The organism is Myxococcus guangdongensis, assembly GCF_024198255.1.
GTDB classification, from domain to species: domain Bacteria; phylum Myxococcota; class Myxococcia; order Myxococcales; family Myxococcaceae; genus Myxococcus; species Myxococcus guangdongensis.
On sequence record NZ_JAJVKW010000006.1, the window covers coordinates 580,552 to 594,163 of the forward strand.

Consider the following 13,612-nt stretch of genomic DNA (forward strand, 5'->3'; position numbering starts at 1 on the left):
TTCCGCCGAGGCCGTCTTGTCCTGGCGGGGCACGTCCGTGTCGGGACGGGGCCCATGACAGGCATTGCGTGAGACGTCGTCTGCGACAGGGGGAGTCATGCAACACATCGGGAGAAGTGTGTCGAGCTGGATGGCGGGGTGTGCCTTGCTGTGCGTGGCGCTCCTGGGCGCCTGCACCGAGCGGGGCGCGGCGAACGCGGAGGGGCGCCTGGGCGCCAGCGCTCAGGCCGTGGAAGGGGTCGCCCGACAGGGGACGGTGCTGGCGGGGCGGCATCACACGCTGGCGATGCGCTCGGACGGCACGGTGTGGGCGTGGGGTGGGAACACCTTCGGCCAACTCGGCAACGGCACCACGCGCGCGCGGTCGACGCCCGTGCGGGTGTGGCGGCTGTCCAGCATCAGCGCGATTGGCGCCGGTGAGCAGCACTCGCTCGCGCTGAAGGCGGACGGCACGGTGTGGGCGTGGGGTTGGAACAACAACGGCCAGCTCGGCGATGGGACGACGACGTCGCGCTCGGTGCCCGCGCAAATCACCGGCCTGACGAACGTGGTGGCCATCGCGGCGGGCTTCTCGCACTCGATGGTGCTCAAGTCGGATGGCACCGTGTGGGCGTGGGGGCTGAACGCGACGGGGCAGCTCGGCGACGGGACGACGGTGCGCAGGCTCACGCCCGTGCAGGTGCAGGGGCTGACGGGCGCGGTGGCCATCGCCGCGGGCAACGTGCACTCGCTGGCGCTGACGGCGGATGGGCGGCTGTGGACGTGGGGCGGCAACGCGGACGGGCAGCTCGGCACGGGGACGCTCGTGGGGCGCTCGCTCCCGGGCGCGCTGTCGGGCATGGCCGGCGTGTCCGCGCTGTCGGGCGGAGGCTCGCACTCGGTGGTGCTGAAGACGGACGGCACCGTGTGGGCGTGGGGGAAGAACGACGAGGGCCAGCTGGGCCTGGGGAACACCACCACGAGCCTCTCACCGTCGCAGGTGCCCGGCCTGACGGGCGTGGCGGCGGTGGTGGGGGGAGGCCAGCACTCGGTGGCGTTGAAGGTGGACGGCACGGTGTGGGCGTGGGGCAGCAACATCCGCGCGCAGCTGGGCGACGGGACGCAGACGCAGCGGCTGTCGCCGTTCCAGGTGCCGGGCCTGACGCAGGTGCGAGGTGTCTCGGCGGGAGGCGGGCAGCACTCGGTGGCGGTGAAGGCGAGCGGCGAGGTGTGGACGTGGGGCTCCAACACCGACGGCCAATGCGGCGACGGGACGTACTTGATGAAGCTGGTGCCCACGCTGGCGCGCGCGCTGCTGGAGCGCACGGAGGTCTCCGCGCACTTCAGCCACTCGCTGGCGACGAAGGCGGACGGCACGGTGTGGGGCTGGGGGGACAACGGCACCAGTCAGCTGGGGGACGGCACGACGACGCCCCGGTGGGCGCCGGTGCAGGCGGTGGGGCTGACGCAGGTGGGCGCGCTCGCCGCGGGCTACACGCACACCCTGGCGCTGAAGGAGAACGGCCAGGTGTGGTCCTGGGGCGCCAACGGGCAGGGCTCGCTGGGGACGGGGACGACGACGCCCCGGAGCACGCCCGGCGTGGTGCCAGGCTCCCTGCTGGCCTGGTCCGTGGCGGCGGGGGGCGGTCACTCGGTGGCGGTGAAGACGGACGGCACCGTGTGGGCCTGGGGGGACAACGCCTTCGGTCAGTTGGGGGATGGGACCCAGCTGACGCGCACCTCGCCGGTGCGGGTGGACGGCGTGGAGAACGTGGTGGCCGTCGTCGCGGGCACCGCGCACACGCTCGCGCTGAAGGCCGACGGCACCGTCTGGCAGTGGGGTTACAACGACACGCGTGAGCTGGACGACGTCACCGGCACGGAGCTGCTGGTGCCCACGCAGGTGGCGGGCCTGTCGGACATCGTGGCGCTGGCGGCGGGGCTCTGTCACTCGGTGGCGCTGAAGGCCGATGGCACCGTCTGGGCGTGGGGGAACAACGACGCGGGCCAGCTCGGCGATGGCTCCTTCACGGGGCGGCTGACGGCGGCGCAGGTGCCGGCGCTGTCGGGCGTCGTGGCGCTGGGCGGCGGGGGGATGCAGTCGGGCGTGCTGTTCGCGGACGGCGTCGCGCGGCTCTGGGGCGCCAACAATGGAGGTCAGCTCGGAGGGGGGCGCTCGGGGCCGCAGACGGGGCCCTTGTTCGTCGCGGGGCTCACCGCCGCGCGCGCGCTGGCCATGGGCGGCAGCCACACGCTGGCCATCAAGGACGACGGCACCGCGTGGGCCTGGGGCACCAACCTCACGGGGCAGATTGGCGACGGGAACATGAACCGGTCGCTCCTGCCCGCGCGCTCCACCGTCAGTGATTCGCGCGCGATTTCGGCGGGCGCGTACCACTCGCTGAGCGTGACGCTGGACGGGCGGGTCAAGGCCTGGGGCGCCAATGGCGCCGGGCAGCTCGGTGATGGCACGACGGCGTCCCGGCCCGTGCCTGTCCTCCTGTCGGCCTTCACGGGGGTCACGGGCGTCGCCGCGGGCGAGGGCCACTCGTTGGCGGTGAAGTCCGAAGGGACGGTGTGGGCCTGGGGAGGAAACAGCTTCGGCAAGCTCGGCGATGGCACGACGACGTCGCGGCTCGCGCCCGTCCAGGTGCCGGGGCTGGGCGGCATGCTGGCCGTGGCGGCGGGCAAGAACCACTCGTTGTCCCTCCAGGGGGACGGGACGGTGTGGGCGTGGGGGGCGAACGGCTCGGGACAGCTGGGTGACGGCAGCTTCGTCCACCGCGCGTCGCCGGTGCAGGTGTCGGGCGTGACGGACGCGGTCGCCATCGCGGCCGGCGCGGACTTCTCGCTCGCGCTGGATGTCTACGGGATGGTGTACGCGTGGGGGAACAATTCGTGGGGGCAGCTCGGGGACGGTTCCATCTCCCACCGCAACTACGCCGACTACGTCCAGGAGCTCTACATGGTCACGCGCATCGCGGCGGGGGACACGCATGCGCTGGCGGTGCGGACGGATGGCGCGGTGCACTCCTGGGGCACCAACACCTTCGGCGAGGCGGGGACGGGCTCCGTGGGTGGCTACAACGAGTGGCCCGTGATGGTGCGGACGCAGGCGGCCGCGGTGACGGTGGCGGCGGGCAGGAACTTCAGCGTCGCGGTGCTCGCGGGAGGCTCGGTCTGGTCCTGGGGACGCAACGACTTCGGCCAGCTGGGGGATGGGAGCACGGTGGCGCAGCGGACGTTGCCGGTGAACGTCCCCATGATTGCCGCGTCGGCCGTGGCCGCGGGGGCAGGGCACGCGCATTCGCTGCGGGCGGGAAGTGTGTGGGCCTGGGGTGACAGCGCGTCAGGACAGCTGGGCACGGGGCTGTCGACGATTCGGGCCTCGCCCGTGAAGGTCTGGTAGCGCGCCGCGCCTCACGCGACACGGGAGGGCGACTTGCGCCCTCTCACGAGAACTCCGCGCCCGGGTGGGCCCGGATGCAGCGAGTACGTCGTCGGGCAGTCTGAACCGGGGGTGTCCCATGGAACGTGTCGCGAGGCGTGTGTCTGGAGTCCTGCTGTGCCTGTTGTGGTGGGCGGGCTGTGCCGAGCCCGGTGCGTCCTCCTTCTCCGGCGAGCTCGGCACCCTGCGCGCCAGGGAGGGCGCGTCCCGGCAGGGCTCGGTGCTGGCGGGGCGGCACCACACGCTGGTGCTGAGGTCGGATGGCACCGTGTGGGCGTGGGGCGGCAACACCTTCGGCCAGCTCGGCAACAACTCGACCCGCCCCAACCCGATGCCCACGCGCGTCTGGCGCCTGTCGAGCATCCGCGCGATTGGCGTGGGGGAGCAGCACTCGCTCGCGCTGGGCGGGGACGGCACGGTGTGGGCGTGGGGTTGGAACAACAACGGGCAGCTGGGCGACGGGACGACGACGTCCCGCTCGGTGCCCACGCGAATCCCGAACCTGACGAACGTGATCGCCATCGCCGCCGGATTCACCCACTCGATGGTGCTCAAGTCGGACGGCACCGTCTGGGCGTGGGGCCTGAACGCGACGGGACAGCTCGGCGATGGAACGACGACGCGCAGGCTCGTCCCCGTGCAGGTGCAGGGGCTGACGAGCGCGGCGGCCATCGCCGCGGGCAACTCGCACTCGTTGGCGCTGACGACGGATGGGCGACTGTTGACCTGGGGGAGCAACGCCGATGGTCAGCTCGGCACCGGCAACCAGACGCACCGCTCGCTCCCGGGCGCGTTGGTGGGCATGACGAACGTGTCCGCGCTGTCGGGCGGAGGCTCGCACTCGATGGTGCTGAAGACGGACGGCACCGTGTGGGTCTGGGGGAAGAACGATGATGGCCAGCTGGGCCTGGGCAACACCACCGCGAGCCTGGTGCCGGTGCAGGTGCCGGGTCTCACGAGCGTCGCGGCGGTGGTGGGGGGCGGGCAGCACTCGGTGGCGCTGAAGGCGGACGGCACGGTGTGGGCGTGGGGCAGCAACATCCGCGCGCAACTGGGCGACGGGACACAGACGCAGCGGCTGGCGCCGTTCCAGGTGCCGGGCCTGACGGGCGTGCTGGGCGTGTCCGCGGGAGGCGGGCAGCACTCGGTGGCGGTGAAGGCGAGCGGCGAGGTGTGGACGTGGGGCTCCAACTCCGACGGCCAATGTGGCGACGGGACGTACTTGATGAAGCTGGTGCCCACGCTGACGCGCGGCCTGCTGGAGCGCGCGGGGGCGTCCGCGGGGGAGGGCTCCTCGCTGGCCATCAAGGAGGACGGCACCGCGTGGGGGTGGGGGATGAACGCCCAGTCCCAGCTCGGCGACGGCACGAATGTGTCGCGTCGGTTGCCGGTGCGGGTGGGGACGCTCACGCAGGTGGCGTCGGTCGCCTCCGGGGCGTTCCACTCACTGGCGCTGAAGGAGGACGGCGCGGTGTTCGGCTGGGGCGCGAACGGCTGGGGCGCCGTCGGGGACGGGAGCCTGGTCAATCGCACGCAACCGGTGCGGGTGGGGCAGGGCACCCTGGTGGCCTCGGCGGTGGCGGTGGGGGCGTACCATTCGCTGGCGCTGGGCGTGGATGGGACCGTCTTCGCGTGGGGGGACAACAGCGTGGGGCAGCTGGGCGACGGGAGCGACGTCACGCCCACGCAGACCACGCCCACCCGGGTGCCGGACCTGGACCGCGTCGTCTCCGTGGCCGCGGGCCTGGAGCACTCGCTCGCCTTGAAGGCGGACGGCACCGTCTGGGTGTGGGGCCGACAGGACACGTGCGAGGACGTGGGGGGCGAGGCGGTGGCGGTGCGCACGCCGCGCCAGGTGCCGGGGTTGACGGACGTGGTGGCGGTGGGCGCGGGGCTCTGTCATTCGATGGCCCTGCGCGCGGATGGCACCGTCTGGGCCTGGGGAAGCAATGACCAGGGACAGCTGGGGGATGGGGGCCTCACCGCGCGGATGACGCCCGCCCAGGTGACGGGGCTCACCGGCGTGGTGTCCCTCTCCGTGGGCCCGCGCCAGGCCCTGGTGCTCAAGCAGGATGGCGGTGTGTGGGGGTGGGGGAGCAATCCCCTGGGCCAGCTGGGGGCGGGCCTGTCCGCCCCGCGCCTGGCGCCCGCGCTGGTGCCCGCGCTGACGGGCGTGAGGTCGCTGTCCTCGGGGGCCACGCACACGCTGGCGCTCAAGGAGGACGGCACGCTCTGGGCCTGGGGCGGCAATGGCGATGGGCAGCTGGGCATCGGCGCGGTGGACTGGCAGCTGACGCCGACCCGCTCGGGCCTCGTGGCCTCGCGAGGCGTGGCCGCCGCGTCCCGGCACTCGCTCGTCGTCGCGCTGGACGGCAGCGTGCAGGGCACGGGGGCCAACGACTCCGGGCAGTTGGGTGACGGCAGCCTGGTGACGCGCGCGGACCCGGTGGCCGTGACGGGGCTGACGGAGATTCGCGCCGTCGCCGGAGGCCCCGGGCACACGCTCGCCCTGAAGACGGATGGCCGCGTCTACTCCTGGGGCGCGAACCTGGAGGGCGAGCTGGGGGATGGCACGACGACGCCCCGGACGCAGGCCACGCAGTTGCCGACGCTCGCGGGCGTGTTGTCCATCGCGGTGGGCAGCCGTCACTCGCTGGCGCTGCAGGGCGACGGCACCGTGGTGGCCTGGGGCGCGAACCTCCAGGGGCAGTTGGGCGACGGGACGACGGTGTCCCGGAGGGCCCCCGTGCGCGTGCTGAACCTGTCGGGCGTGGCGGCCATCGCCGCGGGAGATGGCTTCTCGCTGGCGCTCAAGCACGACGGCACGGTGTGGTCCTGGGGCGGCAACTCCCTGGGACAGCTCGGCGACAACTCCACCCAGCGCAGGCTGGAGCCGGTGGCGGTTGCCGGCCTCACGGGCGTCACGGCGGTGGCGGCCGGGCGCACGCATGCGCTCGCGCTCAAGGGGGACGCGACGCTCTGGGCGTGGGGCTCCAACACCTATGGCGAGTTGGGAGACAACACCCAGACGCGGAGGCTCGCGCCCGTCCTGGTGAACACCCTGGCGGGCGTCACCACGTTGAGCGCCGGTGAGCATCACAGCCTCGCGGTGACCACCGGAGGCAAGGTCTGGGGCTGGGGCCGCAACCAGCACGCCCAGGTGGGCAACGGGGTGAAGTCCAACTGGCAGAAGCTGCCCGTGCAGGTGCCCGGGCTCACCGGCGCGGTGGCGGTGTCGGGCGGCGGGGAGCACTCGCTCGCCGTGCTCTCGGACCGCGGCGTCTGGGCCTGGGGCAACAGCATCCAGGGCCAGCTGGGCACCGGCATGGTGGGCTTCCGCGTGGCGCCCGTGCAGGTCTGGTAGCGGCCCACACGGACGACGGCCCGCTCGCGTGAGTCCATCGCGAGCGGGCCGGGTGGGACGTGCGAGTGGGAGGGGACTACTTCGCCTTGCCGAACTCGCGGCTGGCGATGACACCCTGCACCTCGGCGAGGGCGCGAGCGCCGGAGGCGGACTCGAGCGCCTTCTCCGCGATGGCCTGCACCTGGCGCTTGGCCTCGGCCAGCTCCGTCTGGAGCACCTGGAGGGCCTGGGCCTGCTTCGTGCTGGTCTCCTTGAGCGAGGCAATCTCCATGCTGGCCACCTTCTGCGCCGTCTCCGCGTCCTTGTTGGCGAGCGTCAGCTTCAGCTCCCAGTCCGCCTTGACGCGATTGCCCACGATGGCCGCGGCCGTGTCGGCCTCCTTCTTCAGCTGCGCGGGGAACTCGGACACCTGCTTGCGCAAATCCTCCAGCTCCTTCTCCCTCGACTTCAGCTGCTCCTCGCGGCCGGCCCAGTCCTTCTCCAGCTTCTCCTTGCGGTCTCTCTCCGTGGCCGCCTGCACGCGCAGCCCTTCGGCGAACGCGTCCTGCTCCTTCTTGCGCTGCACCGTCACGTCGTAGGCGTACTGCTCCTCGGCGCGCGCGCGAGCCAGCGCCGCCGCCGCCTTCTCCGTGGCCGCCTCCGAGGCCGCCCGCTCACGCGTCTCCTCGATGTCCTTCTGGAGCAGCTCCATCTCCTCCTGGAGCTGGGCCTTGCGCACGTCGTACTCCGCCACCAGCACGTCCACGGCGCTGGCCGCCACGTCCTTGCCATGCAGCTCCGTCAGCTCCTCCGTCTTCAGGCGGATGGCCTCGTCCAGCTGCTTCATCTCCTCCACCAGCGCGATGACCTGCTCGTTGATGCCCGCCAGCGTCTTGCCGATGGTGAGCCCCGCCTCGGTGACCTTCTTCACCGCGGACTCGGCCGACAGGTTGGACACGTCCGCGAGCACGTCGCGCGCGTGCGCGTCACGGGCCTCCTGCTCCTTGGCCGGGACGACGGGCTTGTTGCGCGCCTTGCGAGCCAGGTCCTCGAAGGCCGCCTTGGTGGACTCCGAGGAGCGGTTGCGGGAGACGGACTTGCGGGACTTGGACTTGGTGGAAGCCATGTGACTCTCCAGGTAGGGCACGGCCAGGCGGGCCGCGTTGGCTCGCGAATGGCGTGAGGGTTTCGTGGGATTCGTGGTCCCCTTCTCGGGCGACCATGTGAAAAGAGTACCTGGAGGGTCTGACACGGTTGGCTGGGTTCCAGGCGTGCCTCCGGGGGCCGGGAAAGGGCTCCTGGGAGCCCCAAGAAGCCACGCCGGGCTTGTCCTCGGGGCCGGGGGGCGGCTAACTCCCGGCCCAGACTCCGCTCAAGGGAGAGCGTCAATGCAGGTCGTCAGTGTGAAGCAGGTCCTCGCCGGCGCGGTGGAGGCAGGGACGAAGGTGGAGGTCCGTGGCTGGGTGCGCACCCGGCGCGACTCGAAGGCGGGCATCAGCTTCGTCAATGTGAGCGATGGCTCGGTGTTCGACCCCCTCCAGGTGGTCGCCCCCAACTCGCTGCCCAACTACGAGAAGGAGATCCTCCGCCTCACCGCGGGCGCCTCTGTCGTCTGCCGCGGCACGCTGGTGAAGTCCCAGGGCAAGGGGCAGGCCTTCGAGGTCCAGGCGGACGAGGTCCAGGTGCTGGGCCTGGTGGACGACCCGGACACCTATCCCATCCAGCCCAAGCAGCACACGCTGGAGTTCCTGCGCGACGTGGCGCACCTGCGCGTGCGCACCAACACGTTCAGCTCGATTACGCGCGTGCGCCACCGCGCGGCGCAGGCGGTGCACCGCTTCTTCGACCAGGAGGGGTTCTTCTGGGTCAACACGCCCATCATCACCGCGAGCGACGCGGAGGGCGCCGGGCAGATGTTCCGCGTGTCCACGCTGGACGCGGTCAATCCGCCGCGCACGCCCGAGGGCAAGATTGACTGGCACAAGGACTTCTTCGGCAAGGAGGCGTACCTCACCGTCTCCGGCCAGCTCAACGTGGAGGCCTACGCCATGGCCATGTCGAAGGTGTACACCTTCGGCCCCACGTTCCGCGCGGAGAACTCCAACACCACGCGCCACCTGGCTGAGTTCTGGATGATTGAGCCGGAGATCGCCTTCGCGGACCTCAACGCGGACGCGGACCTGGCCGAGCGCTTCCTCAAGTATGTCTTCAAGGCGGTGCTGGAGGACTGCGGCCCCGACTTCAAGTTCTTCGAGGAGCGCGTGCAGAAGGGCGTCACGGAGCGGCTGGAGAAGTTCATCCACTCGAGCTTCGAGCGCATCGACTACACGGATGCGATTGAAATCCTCAAGAAGGCGAAGAAGAAGTTCGAGTACGCGCCGGAGTGGGGCAAGGATTTGCAGACGGAGCACGAGCGCTACCTGTCCGAGGAGCACGTGGGCCGGCCCGTCGTCGTGATGAACTACCCGGAGGCCATCAAGGCCTTCTACATGCGCATCAACGAGGACGGGAAGACGGTGGCGGCCATGGACGTGCTGGCCCCGGGCATCGGCGAAATCATCGGCGGCAGCCAGCGCGAGGAGCGGCTGGATGTGCTGGATGAGCGCATGAAGCGCTTCGGCCTGGAGCCGTCGCATTACGAGTGGTACCGCGACCTGCGTCGCTACGGCACGGTGCCGCACGCGGGCTTCGGGCTCGGGTTCGAGCGGCTCATCGTCTACATGTGCGGCCTGCAGAACATCCGCGACGCCATTCCGTACCCGCGCGTGCCGGGCTCGGCGCAGTTCTAGGCGCGGGCGTGTCTCCGGTGGGCGGAGTCGCTCCGCCCACCGTTTCCACTCACGGCAGCTGGGACTGGAGCGCGGGCCAGCGGGTGCGGACCCACTGGCGCACGTACTCCAGCTCCTGCTCGTAGGTGTTGAAGTCGGTGCGCTGGTACCAGTTGGGGAAGTTGCCGGCGCCCACGCTGCCGGGGGCGCCCAGGGCGCGGTACTCCAGCTCCCACTTCGCCCAGTCGCGCTTCGCCACGGCGGACGTCTCGCGCTCGTAGACGTCGATGAGGGCGAGCACCGTCTCCAGCTTCACCTCGTTCTTCAGCAGCGAGCGGTAGCGCTCGTGCATGGGCCCGGAGAACGTCGGGTCCGCGAGCAGGCGCGCGAAGATGCGATTGGTGTTGGCGAAGTTGGAGCGCGTCGTCGGCGAGGTGCGCGTGGTGTCGAAGTTCTGGCCGAAGCTCGCGTCCAGGTCCCACGGGATGAAGCGCCAGGGGCCCTTCGTGTTCGGGTCATACGCGTGATAGGCGTTCTTCGAGTGCGAGTCGGTGCCGTGGATGAGCGTGTTGAAGATCCACCAGTTCTCGTAGTCCTTCAGGCTGGCGCGCTGGGGGAACTGGGTGCGGAAGGTGGTGTCATCCGAGTCCGCGACGAAGCCGATGAAGGCCTCCAGGGTGTCCCAGGCGTGGGGCTGGCCCATCTCGGGCTCGCCGACCTTCTTCTCGAAGCCCTCGCGCAGTGAGGCCTTGGGCGTGCCGTCGCGGCGGGTGCGGGAGAAGTTGGCGTCGTTCTCCACGGCCTTGAACAAGTCGGAGTCCTTGTCCATGCCGTGGTCGGCCATCAGCCGTTTGTGAGGCAGGTCCGCCACGGTGTAGAGGCCGAGGTAGCGGTTGTTGGCGTACAGCACGGCGCTGTAGGTGCGCACGCGGATGTTGTCGGGAGAGATGCGGCTCCACAGGTCGAACGCGAGCCGGGTGCGCACGTACGAGTTGTCATTGAACGTGGTGACGAGGGCGACGCGCTTCTTGTCGAGGAAGCCGTCGCCGTAGACGGTTTCGTCGAAGAGGTCGTCGTCGGAGAACTTGAAGGTGAAGCTGCGCTTGGGGAAGGCGCCGGAGGTGGCGCCGCGGTACTTGGCCTCCACCTGGTAGGTGCGGCCCCGGTAGACGAGCTTGGCGCCCTTGTAGCTGCCCGAGGTGAGGGGCGGCTCATAGGTGAGGTGGAAGACGGGCAGGCCGTACTCCTCGGTGTACTTCGAGGGGTCGACGATGGCCACGTTGCCCGGGCCGCCGTTGTTTTCGGCGACGCCGACCTTGAGGGTGCCTGTCTCGTTGGTGGAGCGCTCGCGCAGCACGAGGTTCCACACGGCCGCCTGGTCCCTGCCGGTCGTCCAGCGCAGCGTGGCGGTGGTCTCATCGAAGGTGGCGCCGGTGGGCAGGTTGTCCACGGTGAAGCGCACCGCGGGACCGGTGTGACCGGTGGAGCACGTCACGGTGGCGGACACTGGCTGGCCCTCGGTGACCCACTGCGCCTCGCCCGCGGTGGGGGCGCAGACGGTGGGCGCGGGGCCGGCGTCGGGAGTGCCCGCGTCGGCAGGTGGAGGTCCGCCGGCGTCGGGGATGCCCGCGTCCGGTCCGGGCTCTCCCGTGGAGGGACCCGCGTCGGGGTCTCCGGAGGGAGCCCGGTCGGGCGGTTGATCCTCGGGACCGGGGGGACTGCCGCCCCCGCAGGCCACCATCAGACTCACGACACACGCCAGTACGACGCTCGACACGCTTTTCCGGGCCACCGTGTTGCTCCTCCGCCTCCCGCCAACCCCGTTGGGCTCGAAGGAATAGGCATCCGGAGGAGCGCTGACAGGCCCCCTGTCACGGACGTGTGTCGTCCGGTGGACGGGGGCCTCATCTCCGGCCCGGTGGGAATCGGGCCGGAGGTGGCTCGATGAGGGTCGAGGTGGCCGGTCGTCAGTCGAGAATCAGCTGATAGGGGAGGGACATGGAGGGACCTCCATCCTTCCTCATCAGGAGATGATGGACCCCCGAGACCTGGGGCGTGAAGCCACCGCTGACGTCGACGGGAACTGGCTGGCCCGTGGGGGCCAGGACCTGGATGGCCTGCGGGGAGCCTGGTGCATTCGTCCGACGCGGCTGGCCCGCGGGGAGATCGACCGCGAAGACGTCCACGTCGTAGAGCGACTCCAGCACGCCCATGAGCCGCAGGGGATAGGTGATGGGCGTGGCATGCCCCACGTCATCCCCATGGTCATCGATGCCGACAACCTCAAGGAGGACCTCATAGGTGAAGCCCTGATTGACGGTGACGTAGATGGGGCCCGTGGAGAGAGGGTCGATGAAGATGCGAGCGGGATCTGCGAGATGGAGACGGCGCACCCACCCCGTGGGGGACTCCAAGGTGACTTCGCACCCGGTGCAGTACAGGTGGTAGAGCGTCTGCTCCTGGGCCTGGAAGACGAAGACATCCTTGTCCTCGCTGCGATGCCGCCAGCCGGAGACAGGTTGTCCGGGGACCAGGAGGGTCGCGGAGGCGGGCGTGTTTCCATGGTCATCGGGTCCCCTGTCGACGGCCTGGATGACGAACGTGCCGGGTTCGCGACTGGAACCGTCGAGTCGCACCTCGAACGTGTACACCGCGCTGTCGGGAGCCTCGTAGGTCAGCGCCCCGAAGCCCACGCTCTGGACGAGCTGCCCCTGGGCATTCCTGAGTTGGAGGAGGGAGCTGGCCGTGCCGCTCGTCCGCTCGAAGCGGTAGATGCGACCCGCCTGGACCGCGAAGGAGAATGCATCCACGTCCGTGCGCGTCTCCAGGTGGCCCGTGAGCACCGTGGTGAGAGACACCGGGGTCGCCACCACCGACGAGTCGCCATGGTCATCGAACCCCAGGTCCTCGAGGGCACAGGAATAGGGGCCAGCGTAGCTGCCATGGGAGAGCTCGACGAAGTAGCCGCCCGTGACGGGCGTCTCGATGGAGACCGTGGTGCCCCGGCCCTGGTTGTAGCTGGAGCCGTCGACGATGACGCCAGCATCGTTTCGCATCAGGAGCGTGGGCCCCGATGACCCGCCCTGGAGCACGTCGCAGGCGAAGCGGTACACGCGCCCCTGCGTCGCGGTGAAGGTGAAGACATCCTGGTCCAAGGCCCCCGACAGCCTTCCCGTGAAGGAGGTGGGAGAGGGCGTCAGCGCCGTGGCGTGCTCCAGCGTGTCCGCATGGTCATCGGTCTCCAGCAGGTCCAGGTGGAGTGTGAAGGAGCTCTGGAGCACCGGGGTGCTCGTCCAGTTCATGGTGACCTCCACGAGGTACGTCCCCGAATGGATGGCATTGAAGGATGCGGTCTGGGTGGGCATGCCCGGCGGGGTGAGGGCCCCCACCGGACTGATGACCTTCACCTGGCATTCGTTGGGCGCCGCCGACTCGCAGCGCACCCGGTAGAAGGCTCCGCGTTGCAAGGGAAGCGCGAAGACGTCGGTGTCGATGCCGTACTCGATGGTCCCCGTGGCCACGTTTCCAGGAGCCCAGGACGAAGCCGAGGTCGCGGTATCCGCATGGTCGTCCATTCCCAGTTCGGTGATCTGACAGGAGTAGGGACCGACGATTTCGGGCATGGGGGAGCGCACGCTGACATAGGCGGTCTCCGTGGCCCTCGCCTTGAAATACAACCCATACCCCGGAGGGTCGAAGACCACGGCGGTGCCGCTCCGCTCATGCTGTGCGTTGTAATAGTAGAAGATCCACCCCGTGGCGGGTGAATCGACGACGCAGTCGAACCGGTAGTAGCGCTGCGCCTGCGCGGTGAAGGAGAAGACATCCTCGTCGGCGCGGAAGTCCAGGGTGCCTGTGATGAGGGTATTTGGGAGGACCGGGGTGGCCTCGCTCGGGGCGTCTCCATGGTCATCCTCGTACAAGCGGGAGTGCTGGCTGGAGACCAGGTCCGGGGGGCTCGAGAGCGGCTCGACGGAATCGCTTCCACAAGCAGCAAGGAACAAGGCGCCGAGCCATGGCAAGAAGCTTCGTGATGATGGGGACAAGGGGCTGTCTCCGCGGAGAGGATTCACC

The 13,612-nt window shown here is 70.2% G+C and carries 6 protein-coding genes; 3 read left to right on the top strand and 3 right to left on the bottom strand.

Going from position 1 to position 13,612, the window contains the following annotated elements:
• Positions 1-130: 130 nt before the first annotated feature.
• Together LXT21_RS21685 and LXT21_RS21690 are read left to right on the top strand one after the other, a co-directional pair.
• Positions 131-3,388, top strand: a complete 3,258-nt coding sequence (locus LXT21_RS21685; protein ID WP_254040056.1) for an RCC1 domain-containing protein — start codon at positions 131-133, stop codon at positions 3,386-3,388.
• 139 nt (positions 3,389-3,527) lie between these two features.
• Entirely contained in the window at positions 3,528-6,791 is a 3,264-nt protein-coding gene (locus LXT21_RS21690) for an RCC1 domain-containing protein (RefSeq protein WP_254040057.1), read from the top strand.
• Positions 6,792-6,867: 76 nt separating this feature from the next.
• Here the strand turns inward: LXT21_RS21690 and LXT21_RS21695 are convergent, their stop codons facing one another.
• Positions 6,868-7,896 carry a coiled-coil domain-containing protein gene (locus tag LXT21_RS21695; RefSeq protein ID WP_254040058.1) on the bottom strand — a complete coding sequence of 343 codons (1,029 nt, stop codon included), beginning with the start codon at positions 7,894-7,896 and terminating at the stop codon, positions 6,868-6,870.
• Positions 7,897-8,158: 262 nt separating this feature from the next.
• Here LXT21_RS21695 and asnS point away from each other — a divergent pair, with 262 nt between their 5' ends.
• Positions 8,159-9,559: an asparagine--tRNA ligase gene (gene asnS / locus LXT21_RS21700; protein ID WP_254040059.1), complete on the top strand. Its 1,401-nt coding sequence runs from the start codon at positions 8,159-8,161 to the stop codon at positions 9,557-9,559.
• A 49-nt stretch (positions 9,560-9,608) separates the two neighbouring features.
• Here the strand turns inward: asnS and LXT21_RS21705 are convergent, their stop codons facing one another.
• Together LXT21_RS21705 and LXT21_RS21710 are read right to left on the bottom strand one after the other, a co-directional pair.
• A complete protein-coding gene (locus LXT21_RS21705) occupies positions 9,609-11,279 on the bottom strand; it encodes a CotH kinase family protein (RefSeq protein ID WP_254040130.1) in 1,671 nt (556 codons plus the stop codon).
• Between the two features lie 226 nt (positions 11,280-11,505).
• Complete coding sequence (locus tag LXT21_RS21710; RefSeq protein ID WP_254040060.1) at positions 11,506-13,560, bottom strand: hypothetical protein; 2,055 nt, start codon at positions 13,558-13,560, stop codon at positions 11,506-11,508.
• Positions 13,561-13,612: the final 52 nt, after the last annotated feature.